The following is an 18670-nucleotide window of genomic DNA, read 5'->3' as shown; positions in this document are numbered from 1 at the left end:
GCGGTTTTTGAGTTTTTGGGCTAGCTGGCGGGGAACGGCGCAGCGTCAGAGGTTGTTTGCAAAATGTGCTTTCTTCAGGCGGCTATCTGGCGAAGCGGCATGGCGGCGTAAAGAAGAGAGGCATAACTTTTACACTGACTTTTTCGATAATGGTAACCCTCTGGGTTATGAATAAAGGCGTCTGTCACCTCTGATTTACTCATGAATTCACCGCGCATCGGGCGCAAAAAAAAGCCCCCTTGCGGGAGCTTCTTTTATCAGCGGAGAAAATTACTTTTTCTTCGCTTTCGGGTTCGGCAGGTCGGTGATGCTGCCTTCGAAGATCTCTGCCGCCAGGCCAACCGACTCGTGCAGCGTCGGGTGCGCGTGGATAGTCAGCGCGATATCTTCTGCATCGCAACCCATCTCGATCGCCAGACCGATTTCGCCCAGCAGCTCGCCGCCGTTGGTGCCGACAACCGCGCCGCCGATAACGCGATGCGTCTCTTTGTCGAAAATCAGCTTGGTCATGCCGTCTGCGCAGTCAGACGCGATAGCGCGGCCTGAGGCTGCCCACGGGAAGGTAGAGACTTCGTAGCTGATGCCCTTCTCTTTCGCTTCTTTCTCAGTCAGGCCGACCCATGCAACTTCCGGCTCGGTGTAAGCGATAGACGGGATCACTTTCGGATCGAAGTAGTGCTTCATGCCAGCGATAACTTCGGCCGCTACGTGGCCTTCGTGCACGCCTTTATGCGCCAGCATCGGCTGACCGACGATATCGCCGATAGCATAGATGTGCGGAACGTTGGTGCGCATCTGCTTGTCGACGCGGATAAAGCCGCGATCGTCCACTTCCACGCCCGCTTTACCTGCATCCAGACCTTTACCGTTCGGCACACGACCGATCGCTACCAGCACCGCGTCGTAACGCTGCGGTTCGGCCGGCGCTTTCTTGCCTTCCATCGTAACGTAGATGCCGTCTTCTTTTGCTTCAACCGCAGTAACTTTGGTTTCCAGCATCAGGTTGAACTGCTTAGCGATGCGCTTGGTGAACACTTTCACCACGTCTTTGTCGGCCGCCGGGATAACCTGGTCGAACATCTCAACCACGTCAATCTGCGAACCCAGCGCATGGTAAACGGTACCCATCTCGAGACCGATAATACCGCCGCCCATAACCAGCATACGCTCCGGCACTTCTTTCAGCTCCAGCGCATCAGTAGAGTCCCATACGCGCGGGTCGTCATGCGGAATAAACGGCAGCGTGATCGGACGAGAACCGGCCGCGATAATAGCGTTGTCGAAGTTGATGGTGGTCGCGCCGCCTTCTCCTTCCACAACCAGAGTATTTGCACCGGTGAATTTGCCCAGGCCGTTAACGACTTTGACTTTACGGCCTTTCGCCATGCCAGCAAGACCGCCGGTCAGCTGGTTAATGACTTTCTCTTTCCAGGTGCGGACTTTGTTGATGTCCGTAGAGGGCTGACCAAACACAATGCCGTGTTCTTCCAGGGCTTTCGCCTCTTCGATCACTTTAGCAACGTGCAGCAGCGCTTTTGACGGGATACAGCCCACGTTCAGACAGACACCGCCCAGGGTGCTGTAACGCTCTACCAGTACGGTTTCCAGACCTAAATCAGCGCAACGGAAGGCTGCAGAGTAACCTGCAGGACCAGCCCCAAGTACCACGACCTGGGTTTTAATCTCTGTACTCATCATGACCTCTTAGTTGTGATCCGGCGGGTCAGACGTAGAGCGTTTTTCATCAGGCTGGGAGGCCACTTGCATCCGGGCAGTGCGCGACGCCTTGCGTATCTTAAGTACGCTGCGGGTTCTGCGCGCTGGGCGTCAACAACTGACTGCGCCAGGTACGCCTGACGAAACAGGCTCACGATGTCCTTTGCTCCACCGGGACATTTTTCACCGCAAGAGTTTACAGAATTGTTAACAAACTGCAAACCGCGATGCCACGAATCTTTACAACAAGGCCGGCGATTGCCGGCCTTGATTGTACTTACATCACCAGACGGCGGATGTCGGACAACATATTGCCGATGATGGTGATGAAACGCGCACCATCAGCGCCGTCAATCACGCGGTGATCGAAGGAAAGCGAGATCGGCATCATCAGACGCGGCACAAACTCTTTACCGTTCCAGACCGGCTCCATCGCCGATTTAGACACGCCGAGGATAGCCACTTCCGGCGCGTTGACGATCGGCGCGAAGTGCGTGGTGCCAAGACCGCCAAGGCTGGAGATGGTGAAGCATCCGCCCTGCATGTCGCTCGCGGTCAGCTTGCCGTCGCGCGCTTTCTTCGAGGTCGCCATCAGCTCGCGAGAGAGCTCGGTGATGCCTTTCTTGTTCACGTCTTTAAAGACCGGAACCACCAGGCCGTTCGGCGTATCGACCGCCACACCGATGTTGATGTACTTTTTCAGCGTCAGGCGCTGCGCGTCTTCAGACAGCGAGCTGTTGAAGCGCGGCATCTGTTCCAGCGCGGCAGCGACCGCTTTCATGATAAACACCACCGGGGTGTATTTCACATCCAGCTTACGCTTCTCGGCTTCCGCGTTCTGCTGTTTACGGAACGCTTCCAGATCGGTGATATCAGTTTTATCGAAGTGCGTAACGTGCGGAATAACCACCCAGTTACGGCTCAGGTTAGCGCCAGAGATTTTCTGGATGCGGCCCAGTTCCACTTCTTCAACTTCGCCGAACTTGCTGAAGTCAACTTTCGGCCACGGCAGCAGGCCTGGCAGGCTTCCGCCGCTGGCAGCGGCAGCCGGAGCGGCCTCAGCGCGTTTCACCGCGTCTTTCACGTAGCTCTGAACGTCTTCTTTCAGGATGCGGCCTTTACGACCGGTGCCTTTCACCTTCGCCAGGTTCACGCCGAATTCGCGCGCCAGACGACGGATAACCGGGGTCGCATGCACGTAGGCGTCGTTTTCGGCGAAATCGCTTTTCGCGTCAGCTTTAGGCGCGGCCGGTGCGGCAGGCGCAGCGGCTTTCGCCGGAGCCTGTGCGGGCGCAGCTTCCTGCTTCGGCGCTTCGGCTTTCGCTGCGCCTTCCACTTCGAAGATCATGATCAGTGAGCCGGTGCTCACTTTATCGCCGGTTGAGACTTTCAGCTCTTTGACGGTGCCGGCGAACGGCGCAGGCACTTCCATTGAGGCCTTGTCGCCTTCAACAACGATCAGCGACTGCTCGGCTTCCACTTTATCGCCGACCTTCACCAGCACTTCGGTGACTTCCACTTCGTCGCCGCCGATATCCGGCACGTTGACCTCTTTCGCGCCAGCGGTAGCCGCAGGAGCGGAGGTCGCCGCTTCTTTCACTTCCGGCTTCGCCGCCGCTGCCGGCGCCGCGCCTTCTGCTTCGAAGACCATGATCAGCGAGCCGGTGCTGACTTTCGCGCCGGTTTCGATTTTGATCTCTTTCACGGTACCCGCGAACGGCGCAGGCACTTCCATCGAGGCTTTATCGCCTTCAACGACAATCAGCGACTGTTCGGCTTCAACTTTGTCGCCCACTTTCACCAGGATCTCGGTGACTTCCACTTCGTCGCCGCCGATATCGGGCACATTGACATCTTTTGCTGCGGTGGAGGCGGCAGCCGGCGCCGGAGCGGCTTCGGCTTTCTTCTCTTCCGCCGCTGGCGCCGCGTCTGCCGCCGCGCCTTCTGCGTCAAAAATCATAATCAGCGAGCCGGTTTCGACTTTGTCGCCGGTCGCGATTTTGATCTCTTTCACCACGCCCGCCTGCGGCGAGGGAACTTCCATAGAGGCTTTGTCGCCTTCTACGGTGATCAGCGACTGCTCGGCTTCCACCTTGTCGCCAACCTTCACCAGGATCTCGGTGACTTCAACTTCATCAGACCCGATATCCGGTACCTTAATTTCAGTAGCCATTACTCTCTTACCTCTTAAGCCAGACGCGGGTTAACTTTATCGGCATCGATGTCGAACTTAGCGATCGCGTCCGCCACCACTTTCTTGTCGATTTCGCCACGTTTAGCCAGCTCGCCCAGCGCAGCTACCACCACGTAGGAGGCGTCCACTTCAAAGTGGTGACGCAGGTTTTCGCGGCTGTCAGAACGGCCAAAGCCGTCGGTGCCCAGCACGCGGTAATCGCTGGCCGGAATGTAGCTGCGAACCTGTTCAGCGAACAGCTTCATGTAATCGGTCGATGCCACCGCCGGCGCGTCGTTCATCACCTGAGCGATGTAAGGCACGCGCGCTTCCTCGGTCGGATGCAGCATGTTCCAGCGTTCGCAGTCCTGGCCGTCGCGCGCCAGTTCGGTGAACGAGGTCACGCTGTAGACGTCGGAACCGATGCCGTACTCTTTCGCCAGGATCTGCGCCGCGTCACGCACGTGACGCAGGATAGAGCCTGAACCCAGCAGCTGCACTTTGCCTTTGCTGCCTTCCACGGTTTCCAGCTTGTAGATACCCTTACGGATACCCTCTTCGGCGCCTTCCGGCATCGCTGGCATGTGGTAGTTTTCGTTCAGCGTGGTGATGTAATAGTAAACGTTCTCCTGCGCTTCGCCGTACATACGTACCAGGCCGTCATGCATGATGACCGCTACTTCGTACGCATACGCCGGATCGTAAGAGATACAGTTCGGGATAGTCAGCGCCTGAATGTGGCTGTGACCATCTTCGTGCTGCAGACCTTCGCCGTTCAGCGTGGTACGACCGGAGGTGCCGCCGATCAGGAAGCCGCGCGCCTGCTGGTCGCCCGCCAGCCACATCAGATCGCCGATACGCTGGAAACCGAACATGGAGTAGTAGATATAGAACGGGATCATCGGCAGGTTGTTGGTGCTGTAAGAGGTCGCCGCTGCCAGCCAGGATGAACCTGCGCCCAGCTCGTTGATCCCTTCCTGCAGAATCTGGCCTTTCTCATCTTCTTTGTAGTAAGCAACCTGCTCGCGGTCCTGCGGCGTGTACTGCTGGCCGTTCGGGCTGTAGATACCAATCTGACGGAACAGACCTTCCATACCGAAGGTACGGGCCTCGTCCGCCAGGATCGGCACCAGACGATCTTTGATCGACTTGTTCTTCAGCATCACGTTCAGGGCGCGCACGAAGGCGATGGTGGTTGAGATCTCTTTGCTCTGCTCTTCCAGCAGCGCCTTGAACTCTTCCAGCTTCGGCATGTCCAGTTTTTCAGTGAACTCCGCCTGACGGGACGGCAGGTAGCCACCCAGCTTCTCGCGCTGGCCATGCAGGTAGTTGTACTCTTCAGAACCTTTCTCAAAGGTCACGTACGGCAGCTCTTCGATCTTGTCGTCGGCAACCGGCACGTTGAAGCGATCGCGGATGTAGCGAACGCCATCCATGTTCATCTTCTTGACCTGGTGCGCGATGTTTTTACCTTCAGCGGTATCGCCCATACCATAGCCTTTGATGGTATGCGCCAGAATCAGCGTCGGTTGACCTTTGGTCTCCTGCGCTTTCTTCAGTGCCGCGTAGATTTTCTTCGGATCGTGGCCGCCGCGGTTCAGGGCGAAGATCTCTTCGTCTGACCAGTCTTTAACCAGCGCTGCCGTCTCCGGGTATTTACCGAAGAAGTGTTCGCGCACGTAGGCGCCGTCGCGGGATTTAAAGGTCTGATAGTCGCCGTCAACGGTTTCGTTCATCAGCTGGATCAGTTTACCGCTGGTGTCTTTCTGCAGCAGCTCATCCCAGCGGCCGCCCCAGATGACTTTGATCACGTTCCAGCCAGCGCCTGCAAAGATGCCTTCCAGTTCGTTGATGATCTTGCCGTTGCCGGTAACCGGGCCGTCCAGACGCTGCAGGTTACAGTTGATGATGAACACCAGGTTGTCCAGCTTCTCGCGGGTCGCGATGGTGATCGCGCCTTTAGATTCCGGCTCGTCCATCTCGCCGTCACCGAGGAAGGCGTAAACGGTCTGGTTAGAGGTATCTTTCAGGCCGCGGTGTTCCAGATACTTCAGGAACTTCGCCTGATAAATGGCATTCAACGGCCCCAGACCCATAGACACGGTCGGGAACTGCCAGAAGTCCGGCATCAGTTTCGGGTGCGGGTAAGATGACAGACCGTTGCCGTGCACTTCCTGACGGAAGTTATTCATCTGCTCTTCGGTCAGACGGCCTTCAAGGAACGCGCGCGAGTAGATACCCGGCGAGATATGGCCCTGGAAGTAAACCAGATCGCCGCCGTCCTTGTCGTTGCGCGCGCGGAAGAAGTGGTTAAAGCACACTTCATAAATGGTCGCAGAAGACTGGAATGATGAGAGGTGGCCGCCCAGCTCCAGATCTTTCTTCGAGGCGCGCAGCACCGCTACGATGGCGTTCCAGCGAATTGCGGAACGGATACGACGCTCCAGAGACGTGTTACCCGGATACTCCGGCTCGTCTTCAACGGCAATAGAGTTGATATAGTTGCTGACGGCGTTACCGCCTGCCGCCACTTTTACGCCGCCTTTGCGGGCTGCACTCAGCACCTGATCGATCAGATACTGCGCACGCTCAACACCTTCTTCACGGATGACCGATTCGATCGCCTGTAGCCAGTCACGAGTTTCGATCGGATCCACGTCATTCTGTAAACGTTCTGACATGGGGGGTATTCCTTATCTGTGTCTAATACGTTGAATTGTCTGGAGCCTGTCTCCATGTGTTCTGCTTGCTTTGTTTGCCAGAGCACAAGGAGACAGGCCCGTCGTTGATGTCGCGCGTTCTTTGTCGCGCGTTATTCCTTACGTTGCTGTAAACGACGCAGGGAGCGTTCACGACGAGTCTGCTCCCGACTTCTGTCCAGCAAGATTTCCTCTATGAACGCCAGGTGACGATGCGAAGCCTCGCGTGCCTGTTCTGGCTCGCGAGCCACAATCGCCTCGAAAATACTGGCGCGGTGACCGCTCACTTTCGCCAGCATTTCCCGGCGCGAGTAGAGCAATTCAAAATTCTGTCGAACGTTTTGTTCCAGCATAGGGCCCATCGACCGCAGCAAATGCAAAAGCACCACATTATGGGCGGCTTCTGTGACAGCGATCTGATACTGCATCACCGCATCCGCTTCCGCGTCGAGGTCGCCGCTCTCCTGAGCCTGCTGAATCTGTACGTGGCAGTGACGGATACGCTCGATATCCTCTTCGGTGCCGCGCAGCGCCGCATAGTAGGCGGCGATCCCTTCCAGCGCATGGCGCGTTTCCAGTAAATCGAACTGAGATTCTGGATGTTTAGTGATCAGGCTGACGAGCGGATCGCTCAGGCTTTGCCAGAGATTCTGCTGGACGAAGGTGCCGCCGCCCTGACGGCGCAGCAGCAGACCTTTCGCTTCCAGACGCTGTATGGCTTCGCGAAGGGATGGACGTGAGACATCGAATTGTTTGGCGAGTTCGCGCTCGGGCAGCAGCTTCTCGCCAGGACGCAGCGTCCCTTCCATAATCAGAGATTCCAGCTGCTGCTCAATGGCATCAGAGAGCTTGGGTTGGCGAATCTTACTGTAAGCCATCTTCCCTTCTTATCAAGCCGTCGTCCGGAGTAAATTGGTAATACCAATTCCAAAAAGTTGGCCGTAAAGTAACAAAGTATTCACCTTGTGTCTATATGACGCCAGTCACAATCCTTGTCAGTCAACGGGCTACGCAGGGTTAAGTTGCCGTCAGAAAACCAGAAACGGCATCGCGCGAAAAAAGTGAGATGCGGTGATTTTTACCAAACCTTACACAGCGTTAACGACAATCTTCCACCTCGACATAAGACAACCTTATTCGCCTTTAACGCGCATTCGTGGCAGAACAGGCGCAGGCGGCAATGTGATGGCGACGAGGATTTTCAGTTAACTCTCAGCACGAAAAGAGAAAGCAGGTGCAAAGCGCACCGCATATCACTATTCTTGTCGCCAGGGTAGCATCCGCTTACAGAGAAGGCGCCTGATACCGTAAAGAAAACAGTACGTTATTGTAACCACTTCCTGACAGCCATCGCGCGCTGCAAAAGAAGAATTAAAACAACACGAGGTTTGTATGGAACAACAGCACAGCGATACGCTGAAGCGCGGGCTAAAGAACCGTCATATTCAGCTGATCGCGCTGGGCGGGGCGGTGGGCACCGGCCTGTTTCTGGGCAGCGCATCGGTCATTCAGGCTGCCGGCCCCGGCGTTATTCTGGGCTACGCCATTGCCGGTTTTATCGCCTTTCTGATTATGCGCCAGCTGGGAGAGATGGTAGTCGAGGAGCCGGTTGCCGGCAGCTTCAGCCACTTCGCCTACAAATACTGGGGCAACTTCGCCGGCTTCGCGTCAGGCTGGAATTACTGGGTGCTCTATGTGCTGGTAGCCATGGCCGAGCTGACCGCCGTCGGCAAATATATTCAGTTCTGGTGGCCGGATGTGCCGACCTGGATTACCGCCGCGGTATTCTTTGTGCTGATCAACGCCATTAACCTGACCAATGTAAAAGTCTACGGCGAAATGGAGTTCTGGTTCTCTATCATAAAAGTGGTCGCGGTTATCGGCATGATCCTCTTTGGCGGCTGGCTGCTGTTCAGCGGCACAGGCGGCCCGCAGGCCAGCGTCAGTAACCTCTGGGCGCAGGGCGGTTTTCTGCCACACGGCTTCAGTGGCCTGGTGATGATGATGGCGATAATTATGTTCTCCTTCGGCGGCCTGGAGCTGGTGGGTATTACCGCCGCGGAAGCTGATAATCCGGAGCAGAGCATTCCTAAAGCCACCAATCAGGTTATCTACCGCATCCTGATCTTCTATATCGGTTCGCTGGCGGTGCTGCTGTCACTGATGCCCTGGACGCGCGTGACCGCAGACACCAGTCCTTTTGTACTGATTTTCCACGATCTGGGCGACGCGCTGGTGGCGAACGCGCTGAACGTAGTGATCCTGACCGCGGCGCTGTCGGTCTATAACAGCTGCGTCTACTGCAACAGCCGCATGCTGTTCGGTCTGGCGCAACAGGGCAACGCGCCGAAAGCGCTGCTGAAGGTAGACCGCCGCGGCGTGCCGGTGGCCACGATTCTGGTCTCTGCCGTGGCGACCGCACTCTGCGTGTTAATCAACTATCTGATGCCGGGCGAAGCCTTTGGCCTGCTGATGTCGCTGGTGGTCTCCGCGCTGGTGATCAACTGGGCAATGATTAGCATGGCGCATCTGAAGTTCCGCCGTAAGAAAGATCAGCAGGGCGTCACCACGCGCTTTAAAGCCCTGCTCTATCCCTTCGGCAACTGGCTCTGCCTGGCGTTTATGGCGGCTATCCTGGTGATTATGCTGATGACTCCCGGCATGGCGATCTCCGTCTGGCTGATCCCGGTCTGGCTGGTTATCCTCGCCGTTGGTTACGCCGTTAAAAACAGGACGCAGCAGCGCGCCTGATGTATCTTAATCCCGCCGATTCAGGTCGGCGGGCTATTTTCCCTCTCGATCCAGCTCACATTTTTCCCGCCGCGCCTGTTTTGTCCATCTTACTGACTATTTGCTCCCAGCCATCCTGCTGATTCAGCAACGATACTTCTCTGCTCATACCAAATGCGCAGGATAATAACCATGAAGGATTCCGCCCTCTCTTTTCGCGAAAAGTTGGGTTACGGCATGGGCGATGCGGGCTGCAATATGATTGGCGGCGCCATCATGCTGTTTCTTAATTACTTCTATACCGATGTCTTTGGCCTGGCGCCTGCGCTGGTGGGTACGCTGTTGCTCTCGGTGCGCGTGCTTGATGCCGTTACCGACCCGATTATGGGCGCTATCGCCGATCGTACCCAGAGCCGCTGGGGCCGTTTTCGCCCCTGGCTGCTGTGGGTCTCAGTGCCCTACGTGCTGTTCAGCGTGCTGATGTTCACCACGCCGGACTGGAGCTACGAAAACAAAGTCATCTGGGCCTTCGTTACTTACTTTTTCATGTCTCTGACCTACACCGCCATCAATATCCCCTACTGCTCGCTGGGCGGCGTTATCACTAACGATCCTGGTGAACGCGTCTCCTGCCAGTCTTACCGCTTTGTTATGGTTGGCATCGCGACGCTGATCCTCTCGCTGTCGCTGTTGCCCATGGCGGAGTGGTTCGGCGGCGATGACAAGGCGCGCGGCTATCAGCTGGCGATGAGCGTCCTGGCGCTGATTGGGCTGGGGATGTTTCTGTTCTGCTTCGCCACGGTGCGCGAGCGTATTCGCCCGGCGGTGCCGACCCATGACGATTTGAAAAACGATCTGCGCGACGTCTGGAAAAACGACCAGTGGGTGCGCATCCTGCTGCTTACCTTTTGCAACGTCTGCCCCGGCTTTATCCGTATGGCCGCCACCATGTACTACGTTACCTGGGTAATGGGCCAGTCAACTCACTTCGCTACGCTGTTTATCAGCCTCGGCGTGGTGGGCATGATGTTCGGCAGCACGCTGGCGAAGCTCCTTACTGACCGCTGGTGTAAGCTGAAAGTCTTTTTCTGGACCAATATCGCGCTGGCGTTCTTCTCCTGCGGCTTTTACTGGATCGATCCGCACGCCACCGTCGCGATAGTTATCGCCTACTTCCTGCTGAACGTGCTGCATCAAATACCGTCGCCGCTGCACTGGTCGCTGATGGCTGACGTCGATGATTACGGCGAGTGGAAAACCGGCAAGCGCATCACCGGCATCAGCTTCTCCGGGAACCTGTTTTTCCTTAAGGTCGGGCTGGCGGTGGCGGGCGCGATGGTCGGCTTTCTTCTCTCGATTTACGGCTACGACGCAGGCGCGAAACAGCAGTCTTCGCAGGCGGTAAACGGCATTATGCTGCTGTTCACCGTTATTCCCGGCGTGGGCTATCTGATTACCGCAGGCGTTGTCCGCCTGCTGAAGGTCGACCGCGCGCTCATGCGCACTATCCAGGACGATCTTGCGCTGCGTCGCGCTAACTTCCGTGAACTACATGAGCTGCGTCAGCGCGACGGCGCCGTCACCCAACCAGGAGAAGTGAAATGACCCTACAGTGGCCGAATCCCTTTATTGAACAGCGGGCCGACCCTTTTATCCTGCGCCATGAGCAGCACTACTACTTTATCGCCTCTGTGCCCGCCTATGATCGGCTGGAACTGCGTCGCGCCAGCACGCTGCTGGGATTGCGCGACGCCGAACCGGTTGTGGTCTGGCGCAAGCCGGAAAGCGGTCCATGCAGCGAGCTAATCTGGGCGCCGGAGCTGCACCGCATCGACGACCAGTGGGTGATCTATTTCGCCGCCGCGCCGACGCGCGATATTAAAGAGGGCCTGTTTCAGCACCGCATGTATGCGCTGGTGAGCGACGACGCCGATCCGCTGAGCGGACGCTGGCAGGCGCCGCGTCGGGTCTTTAGCCAGTTCGATACCTTTGCGCTGGACGCCACGCACTTCGTGCATCAGGGCAAAAACTGGTATCTGTGGGCGCAGAAGGATCCGGCGATTCCCGGCAACTCTAACCTCTATCTGGCGGAGCTGCTTAATCCCTGGACGCTGACAGGCGCGCCAACGATGCTGAGCCGACCTGAATATGAGTGGGAGTGCGCGGGATTCAGCGTTAATGAGGGGCCGGCGGTGATTAAGCATGGCGACCGGCTCTTCGTCACCTACTCTGCGAGCGCGACGGATGAAAACTACTGCATGGGGCTACTGTCGATCGACAGCGAGCAGGATTTGCTTAACCCCGCCAACTGGCATAAGTCGGCGCGGCCGGTTTTCACCTCAAACTGGGATAACCATCAGTATGGACCGGGCCATAACTGTTTCACTCAGGATGAGAACGGCGAGGATGTGCTGGTCTATCACGCACGCAACTATACGGAAATCGAAGGGGATCCGCTGTGGGACCCCAATCGTCATACGCGGCTGAAGAATTTTCACTGGCGCGACGACGGCACACCCGACTTCGGCGTGCCGCCTGCGGATCAGACCAGCGTGCCGTAGATGGTCAGCAACGCCACCACGACCACCAGCACCAGCGAAATGCGTTTCGCCAGGGCAACAGCGATGCGTGGCGTTTCGACTTTATCCATGTGCGGATCGCGCTCCAGCGAAAACTGCGCCAGGCTGGTCAGCACCTGATATTGCGAACGGTGGAAATCGGTCAGCGTGGCGAACCAGGCGGGCAACGCCTTCTCGCCGTGTCCCAGCAGCGCATAGGTGACGCCAGCCAGCCGCGCCGGGATCCAGTCGATAACGTGCAGCAGGCCATCAATGCCTGACTGCGCGCGCTCAAGGGGCGACTTATGCTTCGCCAGCCAGCTCTGCCATGCGCGCAGGAAAGCGTATCCCACCAGCAGCACCGGCCCATAGGGGCCGCCCGCCACAAACCAGAACATCGGCGCCAGATAGAAGCGGAAATTAATCCAGATCAGGGCGTTTTGCAGCTCGCGCAGAAACTCACGCTCGCTGCACTCCACCGGCACGCCGTGGATCATCGTCAGTTCGGCGGCCATCGTCTGATGGGCCGCGACATCGTCGTGGCTCGCCGCCTTCAGATAGGCGTGATAGTGCAGGCGTGCCGAGCCAGCGCCGATGCAGAGCAGGCCGATCAGGATCCAGAAAAGCAGTTGCGCGACGCCGAACAGCAGCCCTTTTACACACCAGATCGCCAGCGCCGTTAACGCCATCGCCAGCAGCGTCATACCCAGCGTGCGCAGCAGCGAAAAATGACGGCGACGGCGGAAGAGAGGCTCCAGCCGATGGTCGAGCTGCCAGTGCTCGCCCAGCTTAAACAGGCGTTCCCAACCTAAAACCAGTAACAAGGAAAACAACGTCATACCCACTCCGGGAGAATCAAAAAGAAGTCTGCGCCAACAGTCGCTGATACTGTGCCCAGTCAAAAGCAGGCCCCGGATCGGTCTTACGCGTCGGGGCAATATCGCTGTGTCCGGTAATGCGCGAGGGCGTTAAGGGATAGTGCTGTAGCAGTAGTCGCGTCACTGCGGCCAGCGCCTGGTACTGCGCATCGGTGTAAGGCAGATCGTCGGTACCTTCCAGTTCGATGCCAATAGAAAAATCGTTGCAGTTTTCGCGGCCCTGATAGCAGGAAACCCCGGCATGCCAGGCGCGATTTTCGAAAGAAACATACTGCACGATTTCCCCGTCGCGACGAATCAGACAATGCGCGGCGACTTGCAGATGGGCGATATCGGCAAAATAGGGATGAGCGTCGGGCGGCAAGGTGCCGGTAAACAGCCGATCGATCCACGGCCCGCCGAATTCGCCCGGCGGCAGGCTGATATTGTGGATGACCAACAGCGAGGGTGCCTCGTCGTTGGGACGTTGATTAAAATGTGGCGACGGCACCTGACGGATGTCGGTCAGCCAGCCCTGTTCCAGTTTCATGCCGGTTTTTCCTTAGCAGAGTCGGGCTGAGAATAGCATGATTTCCACTGATTTTTGGCAGCCTAAAGGTGCTGCGCTACGGCGGCGCGCTTTCGTTAAGTATACTAAACAAAACTCAGACTTCGGCTGGTGAATTGTGCCTTTTCGATCTATTGTGGCTGCCTCTGTGTTCAGGTCATCAGGAGCGAATTCGTTATGCCAACCCGTCGTTATAGTGTCGATAGCCGCCGACAGGCGCTGATCGCCCGTATTGAACAGGACATTCCCGCCACGGTCGCGCGCGCTTTGCAGGAGGATCTGGGCGGCGAGATCGATGCTGACCGTGATATCACCGCTCAGCTGCTTCCCGAAGAGAGCCAGGCGCAAGCCCAGGTGATCACGCGGGAAGCGGGTGTTTTCTGTGGTAAACGCTGGGTGGAAGAGGTGTTTAATCAGCTTGGTGGTCATGTGACGCTGGGCTGGCAGGTCGAAGATGGCGACAGCGTAACGCCTGATCAGCTGCTGTTTACCCTGAGCGGCCCTTCTCGTCGCCTGTTGACTGCTGAACGCACCGCTCTTAATTTCGTGCAAACGCTGTCAGGCGTGGCAACCGAAACACGCCGTTATGTGCAACTGCTTGCGGGCAGCGACACGCAGCTGCTGGATACGCGCAAAACCCTGCCGGGACTGCGTACGGCGCTGAAATATGCTGTGCTGTGCGGCGGCGGCGCAAATCACCGTCTCGGCCTTTCTGACGCATTCCTGATTAAAGAGAACCATATTATCGCCAGCGGTTCGATTCAGCAGGCGGTAGAAAAAGCGTTCTGGATGCATCCGGACGTGCCGGTAGAGGTGGAAGTGGAATCGCTGGATGAGCTGGAACAGGCGCTTGCGGCGGGTGCTGACATTATCATGCTGGATAATTTCACCCTCGACGAGATGCGAGAAGCCGTCGCGCGTACGCAGGGGCGCGCACAGCTTGAGGTTTCAGGCAACGTCACGGAAACGACGCTGCCGCAAATCGCGCAGACCGGCGTCGACTATGTCTCTGTCGGCGCGCTCACCAAACATGTCCGTGCGCTGGATCTCTCGATGCGCTTCACTTCCCTGTAAACCGATAATGCCGTGGCGTCGCTCACGGCGTTTTTGCGCGCCCGCTTCCGCTTCGTTGTTCACACCGCTGCAACTCCGTCGCTTTATTGCGTTCCCTTTCCCGGCTTGAAAATCCGCGGCTGGGTTTAACGCCTGCGCTTTTCTATTCTGCCGCCTCTTATCTACTCAGGAGGCGATGTAATGACTCATCAACAGGGTTTTACCCTGGTCGAGCTGATGATTGTGGTGGGGATCGTGGCGATCCTCAGCGCTATCGGCTTACCAGCCTATCAAAACTACCTGCAACGCGCGGCGCTCACCGACATGCTGCAAACGATGATGCCCTACAAAACGGCTGTTGAGCTGTGCGCTATGGAGCGAGGCGGCCCTGCGCAGTGCCAGGCGGGCGAAAAAGGCATACCGGCGGCAAAAGGCTCGCGTTACGTTTCGACGCTCAGCGTCGTAAACGGCACCATTACCTTAACCGGCCAGGAGAGCCTGACTGGCCTGAGCGTTGAGATGACGCCGGTATGGGACAGTGTGGAAGGCAGCCTGAGGTGGCAACGCAGCTGTACCAGCACCAGCGACAGCCAGCGCGATAACTGTCTGGAACAGTTCCGCTTCGATGACAAAGGAGCCAGCGATGGTAATGGTTGATTCCGCTATTCGCGCGCTGTGCCAGCGCTATCGCGCCGTCTTACTGCATCATGATGCGACGCTGCTGCGCGTCGCCGTTGCGGAACAGGTGCCGGAGGGCTTAAGCGAGGCGCTCTCCTTCGCCAGCCAGTGTCAGGTTGAAATTGAGTGCTGGCCTCTGGCGCGCCTTGAGCTTCAGCAGCACAGCAGCGCCGCTGCGGATGCGCCGCGCGATGCCCTGCCGGAGTCGGCGATCGAGGCCGTTAACCAGATGCTGCAACAGGCGCTGCGGCGACGGGCGTCCGATATTCATATTGAACCGCAGCGGGACGGCGTGCGGATACGGCTGCGCATAGACGGCGTGCTGCAGCCGCTGACGCCCTTATGCGAAGCACCGCCCGCCGCGCTGCTCGCCAGGCTGAAAATCCTGGGCGGTCTGGATATTGCCGAGCGACGACTGCCGCAGGATGGACAGTTTACTCTGACGCTGGAGGGCAAACCCGCCGCTTTTCGCCTGGCGACGCTGCCGGTGCAGTACGGTGAAAAAGCGGTTATTCGTCTGCTGCAAAGCGAGGATAGTGCCCTGGCGCTGGATAAGCTCGGCCTGCCCGCCGCGCAGCGGCGTCTGCTGGATGCCGCGCTGGCGCAGCCTCAGGGGCTGATTCTGGTGACCGGCCCCACCGGCAGCGGCAAAACCTTTACGCTCTACAGCTGCCTGAGCACGCTGAACCGACCAGAAATGAACGTCAGCAGCGTGGAGGACCCGGTCGAAATTCCGCTGGTCGGGATTAACCAGACGCAGATCAACCCGAAATGCGGCCTCGATTTTAATCGGGTGCTGCGTGCCCTGCTGCGCCAGGACCCGGACGTCATTATGGTGGGTGAGATACGCGATGCGGAAACGGCAGAAATTGCGGTCAAAGCGGCACAGACCGGCCACCTTGTCTTATCGACGCTGCATACCAACTCAACGGCGGAAACCCTGACGCGGCTGCGGCAGATGGGCATTCCTGGCTATCTGCTTGGCCCGGCGCTACGGCTGATTGTGGCGCAGCGGCTGGTGCGTCGGCTCTGCCCCCACTGTCGACAGCCAGCACAGGCGATAGCGCACTTCCCACCCGACATCTGGCCCGGCACGCTGCAAACCTGGCGCGCGCCCGGCTGCGACCACTGTTTTTCCGGCTATTTCGGACGGCTGGCGCTGTTTGAAATATTGCCGGTCGGCAATAAACTGCAAAATGCCATCGCCGCTGAGATGCCGCTCGACAACGTGCTGGCGCTGGCAAAAAAGCAGGGTATGCGCACCCTGTTCAGCACTGGCCTGGAGGCGGTCAGCCGCGGCGAAACCTCGCTGGAGGAGATGCAGCGCGTTACCGGTCTGGAAGATGTCCCGGCTTAGCCTCTACCGCTGGCAGGCGCTCAACAGCCAGCAGCAGCTGCATGAGGGTCAGAGCCTGGCGGCTGATGAAGAGTGCCTGCTGCGCCAGCTGGCCGAACAGGATCTGCTACCGGTTAGCTGGCAGCGTCGTAAAGTATGGCGGGCACGCGACTGGAAGTGGCAACACAAAACAGACCTTGTCAGGCAGCTGGCAACCTTGCTTAAAGCGGGCCTGCCGCTGGCGCAAGGCCTGGAGCTGCTGTCGCAAGGCCATCCTCACGCTGGCTGGCGGTTACTATTGCATGCGCTGCGGCTGCGCGTCTTAAGCGGCGTCCCCTTCTCTCAGGCGTTAAGCCAGTGGCCGCAAATTTTTCCGCCCCTGTTCGCCGCCATAATGCAGGTGGGCGAACTGACCGGCCAGCTTGACGTCTGCTGCGCGCAGCTGGCCGATCAGCAGGCGCGTCAGCAACATCTGAGGAATAAAGTCATCAAGGCGCTGCGCTATCCACTCTTTATTTTAATGGTGGCGGTCGCGGTAAGCGGCGGCATGCTGCTGTTTGTACTGCCGGAGTTCGTCTCGGTCTACGCCTCGTTCAACGCGCCGCTCCCCGCCTTTACGGCGGCGGTGATGGCGCTCTCAGTGGGCCTGCAGCGCTGGGGCGGCTGGCTCGCGGTCGCGCTGCTGTTAGCCGCAGCGGGCTGGCGAGCGCTACGACAATGCTCGCCAGCATGGCAGCTGTGGGAGCAGCGCCTGATGCTGCGCCTGCCGCTTTTCTCAAATCTGTGGCGCGGCAGCCAGCTGAGCCAGATTTACGCCATCCTGCAGCTGACGCAACAGGCAGGCATTACGCTGTTGCAGGGCTTACAGGCGGCTGAAGCGACCCTGACGACGCGGTTATGGCGCGACGCCGTCGTTGAGCTTCAGCAGCATATTACGCGGGGAGAGCCGCTGCATCAGGCGATGCAGGCGCATCCGCTGTTTACGCCGCTCTGTATGCAGCTGGTGCTGGTCGGGGAAGAGGCTGGCGCGCTGGATACCATGCTGGCGCGGCTGGCGGAGTGGCATGAAGCTCGAACGCTGGCGCTTGCCGATGCGCTCGCCGCCTCGCTGGAGCCAGTAATGATGGTGATTGTCGGCGCTATTGTCGGCACGCTGGTGATCGCGATGTATCTGCCGGTATTTGGACTGGGAAATGTGATGCATTAGGGTGCGCGCGGCACCCTGATGCATAGACACCGTTAGCGGTTGAAAACGCGGTTTTCCTGCTCGGCGACGCGAATAAAGGTGGTTCGCTTGGTCAGCTCCTTGAGCCGCTCCGCGCCGACGTAGGTACAGGCTGAGCGCAAACCGCCGAGAATATCGCGCGCCGTTTCGGCAACCGGGCCACGCAGCGGCAGCTTCACCGTTTTGCCTTCTGCTGCGCGATACTGCGCGACGCCGCCAACGTGACGCTTCATCGCCGATTCAGAGCTCATGCCGTAGAACAGCATAAACTGCTCGCCGTTCTCGTCGATCACCGTTCCCTCGCACTCATCATGCGCGGCAAGCATGCCGCCCAGCATCACGAAATCGGCACCACCGCCGAACGCCTTGGCGATATCGCCCGGCACCGCGCAGCCGCCGTCGCTGACAATCTGACCCCCCAGGCCGTGTGCCGCGTCTGCGCATTCGATAACGGCGGAGAGCTGAGGATAGCCGACGCCGGTTTTGACGCGCGTCGTGCACACTGAGCCTGGACCAATGCCCACCTTAACGATATCCGCGCCGGAAAGGATAAGCTCCTCTACCATCTCGCCGGTGACCACATTGCCTGCGCAAATGGTGCGATCCGGGAAGATTTCGCGCGCGCGCTGCAGGAAGGTGACAAAGTGCTCGGAATAGCCGTTAGCCACGTCAATACAGATGAATTTAAGATCGGCGGAGAGCGCCAGAATGGCGGTCAGCTTTTGCAAATCGGCATCGGAAGTGCCCGTCGATACCATAACGTGGTTCAACACCGCAACAGACGAGCGCTGAATAAAGGCGCGCCACTCTTCGACGCTGTAGTGCTTGTGTACAGCCGTAAGAATACCAAAGCTCGCCAGCGCTTCCGCCATGCTGAAAGTACCAACGGTGTCCATGTTTGCCGCGATTACGGGCACGCCGCTCCAGCTCAGCCCGGAATGCTTAAAGGTAAATTGACGTTCCAGTTCGACTTCAGAGCGGCTTTTCAGCGTGGAGCGTTTAGGACGGATCAGTACATCTTTAAAACCCAGCTTTAAATCTTCTTCAATACGCATAAAAAATGTCCTGGTAAGTGGC

The 18670-nt window shown here is 58.1% G+C and carries 14 protein-coding genes; 7 read left to right on the top strand and 7 right to left on the bottom strand.

Features of this window, described 5'->3' with window-relative positions:
- Window positions 1–270 precede the first annotated feature (270 nt).
- The 4 genes from lpdA to pdhR form a co-directional block, all read right to left on the bottom strand.
- Window positions 271–1695 carry a dihydrolipoyl dehydrogenase gene (gene lpdA / locus B3797_RS15505; protein WP_120455910.1) on the bottom strand — a complete coding sequence of 475 codons (1425 nt, stop codon included), beginning with the start codon at window positions 1693–1695 and terminating at the stop codon, window positions 271–273.
- Between the two features lie 298 nt (window positions 1696–1993).
- Complete coding sequence (gene aceF, locus B3797_RS15500) at window positions 1994–3889, bottom strand: pyruvate dehydrogenase complex dihydrolipoyllysine-residue acetyltransferase (protein WP_311791535.1); 1896 nt, start codon at window positions 3887–3889, stop codon at window positions 1994–1996.
- Window positions 3890–3903: 14 nt separating this feature from the next.
- Window positions 3904–6570, bottom strand: a complete 2667-nt coding sequence (aceE, locus tag B3797_RS15495) for a pyruvate dehydrogenase (acetyl-transferring), homodimeric type (RefSeq protein WP_311783076.1) — start codon at window positions 6568–6570, stop codon at window positions 3904–3906.
- A gap of 131 nt (window positions 6571–6701) precedes the next feature.
- Window positions 6702–7466, bottom strand: a complete 765-nt coding sequence (gene pdhR, locus B3797_RS15490) for a pyruvate dehydrogenase complex transcriptional repressor PdhR (protein WP_120455757.1) — start codon at window positions 7464–7466, stop codon at window positions 6702–6704.
- Between the two features lie 514 nt (window positions 7467–7980).
- Between pdhR and aroP the strand changes: the two genes are divergently transcribed.
- From aroP to B3797_RS15475, 3 genes are all read left to right on the top strand, one after another.
- The gene (aroP, locus tag B3797_RS15485; protein ID WP_311783077.1) at window positions 7981–9339 is read left to right on the top strand and encodes an aromatic amino acid transporter AroP; all 1359 of its coding nucleotides are present in this window, start codon (window positions 7981–7983) and stop codon (window positions 9337–9339) included.
- Window positions 9340–9510: 171 nt separating this feature from the next.
- Window positions 9511–10923, top strand: coding sequence for a glycoside-pentoside-hexuronide (GPH):cation symporter (locus tag B3797_RS15480; RefSeq protein WP_120455753.1), 1413 nt, complete (start codon window positions 9511–9513; stop codon window positions 10921–10923).
- A complete protein-coding gene (locus tag B3797_RS15475) occupies window positions 10920–11879 on the top strand; it encodes a family 43 glycosylhydrolase (RefSeq protein WP_311783079.1) in 960 nt (319 codons plus the stop codon). Before B3797_RS15480 ends, B3797_RS15475 begins: the two co-directional genes overlap by 4 nt.
- On the opposite strand, the gene ampE is transcribed toward B3797_RS15475, so the two are convergent.
- Both ampE and ampD read right to left on the bottom strand, forming a co-directional pair.
- Window positions 11861–12715, bottom strand: coding sequence for a beta-lactamase regulator AmpE (gene ampE / locus B3797_RS15470; RefSeq protein ID WP_311783080.1), 855 nt, complete (start codon window positions 12713–12715; stop codon window positions 11861–11863). The two genes, B3797_RS15475 and ampE, sit on opposite strands and share 19 nt — an antisense overlap.
- A 16-nt stretch (window positions 12716–12731) precedes the next feature.
- Window positions 12732–13283: a 1,6-anhydro-N-acetylmuramyl-L-alanine amidase AmpD gene (gene ampD / locus B3797_RS15465; protein WP_311791534.1), complete on the bottom strand. Its 552-nt coding sequence runs from the start codon at window positions 13281–13283 to the stop codon at window positions 12732–12734.
- A gap of 195 nt (window positions 13284–13478) precedes the next feature.
- Here ampD and nadC point away from each other — a divergent pair, with 195 nt between their 5' ends.
- From nadC to hofC, 4 genes are all read left to right on the top strand, one after another.
- On the top strand, window positions 13479–14375 hold the full coding sequence (gene nadC / locus B3797_RS15460; protein ID WP_311783082.1) for a carboxylating nicotinate-nucleotide diphosphorylase: 897 nt from the start codon (window positions 13479–13481) through the stop codon (window positions 14373–14375).
- Between the two features lie 180 nt (window positions 14376–14555).
- The gene (ppdD, locus tag B3797_RS15455; protein ID WP_311791533.1) at window positions 14556–15011 is read left to right on the top strand and encodes a prepilin peptidase-dependent pilin; all 456 of its coding nucleotides are present in this window, start codon (window positions 14556–14558) and stop codon (window positions 15009–15011) included.
- Window positions 14998–16389, top strand: coding sequence for a type II secretion system protein GspE (gene gspE, locus B3797_RS15450; RefSeq protein WP_311791532.1), 1392 nt, complete (start codon window positions 14998–15000; stop codon window positions 16387–16389). Before ppdD ends, gspE begins: the two co-directional genes overlap by 14 nt.
- The gene (hofC, locus tag B3797_RS15445; protein WP_311791531.1) at window positions 16376–17575 is read left to right on the top strand and encodes a protein transport protein HofC; all 1200 of its coding nucleotides are present in this window, start codon (window positions 16376–16378) and stop codon (window positions 17573–17575) included. Before gspE ends, hofC begins: the two co-directional genes overlap by 14 nt.
- A 32-nt stretch (window positions 17576–17607) precedes the next feature.
- On the opposite strand, the gene B3797_RS15440 is transcribed toward hofC, so the two are convergent.
- Window positions 17608–18648, bottom strand: coding sequence for a GMP reductase (locus B3797_RS15440; protein ID WP_311791530.1), 1041 nt, complete (start codon window positions 18646–18648; stop codon window positions 17608–17610).
- Between the last annotated feature and the right edge of the window lie 22 nt (window positions 18649–18670).

Origin of the sequence: Pantoea sp. UBA5923, assembly GCF_002431095.1 — a bacterium.
Lineage (GTDB): Bacteria > Pseudomonadota > Gammaproteobacteria > Enterobacterales > Enterobacteriaceae > Pantoea > Pantoea piersonii.
The sequence above is the reverse complement of the archived record's forward strand: the minus strand, read 5'-3'. Positions and strand labels throughout refer to the sequence as shown.

Excerpts from the sequence above, each read along its gene's own strand:
- lpdA (WP_120455910.1), bottom strand. The coding sequence starts at position 1,695 with ATGAGTACAGAGATTAAAACCCAGGTCGTGGTACTTGGGGCTGGTCCT.
- aceF (WP_311791535.1), bottom strand. The coding sequence starts at position 3,889 with ATGGCTACTGAAATTAAGGTACCGGATATCGGGTCTGATGAAGTTGAA.
- aceE (WP_311783076.1), bottom strand. The coding sequence starts at position 6,570 with ATGTCAGAACGTTTACAGAATGACGTGGATCCGATCGAAACTCGTGAC.
- pdhR (WP_120455757.1), bottom strand. The coding sequence starts at position 7,466 with ATGGCTTACAGTAAGATTCGCCAACCCAAGCTCTCTGATGCCATTGAG.
- aroP (WP_311783077.1), top strand. The coding sequence starts at position 7,981 with ATGGAACAACAGCACAGCGATACGCTGAAGCGCGGGCTAAAGAACCGT.
- B3797_RS15480 (WP_120455753.1), top strand. The coding sequence starts at position 9,511 with ATGAAGGATTCCGCCCTCTCTTTTCGCGAAAAGTTGGGTTACGGCATG.
- B3797_RS15475 (WP_311783079.1), top strand. The coding sequence starts at position 10,920 with ATGACCCTACAGTGGCCGAATCCCTTTATTGAACAGCGGGCCGACCCT.
- ampE (WP_311783080.1), bottom strand. The coding sequence starts at position 12,715 with ATGACGTTGTTTTCCTTGTTACTGGTTTTAGGTTGGGAACGCCTGTTT.
- ampD (WP_311791534.1), bottom strand. The coding sequence starts at position 13,283 with ATGAAACTGGAACAGGGCTGGCTGACCGACATCCGTCAGGTGCCGTCG.
- nadC (WP_311783082.1), top strand. The coding sequence starts at position 13,479 with ATGCCAACCCGTCGTTATAGTGTCGATAGCCGCCGACAGGCGCTGATC.
- ppdD (WP_311791533.1), top strand. The coding sequence starts at position 14,556 with ATGACTCATCAACAGGGTTTTACCCTGGTCGAGCTGATGATTGTGGTG.
- gspE (WP_311791532.1), top strand. The coding sequence starts at position 14,998 with ATGGTAATGGTTGATTCCGCTATTCGCGCGCTGTGCCAGCGCTATCGC.
- hofC (WP_311791531.1), top strand. The coding sequence starts at position 16,376 with ATGTCCCGGCTTAGCCTCTACCGCTGGCAGGCGCTCAACAGCCAGCAG.
- B3797_RS15440 (WP_311791530.1), bottom strand. The coding sequence starts at position 18,648 with ATGCGTATTGAAGAAGATTTAAAGCTGGGTTTTAAAGATGTACTGATC.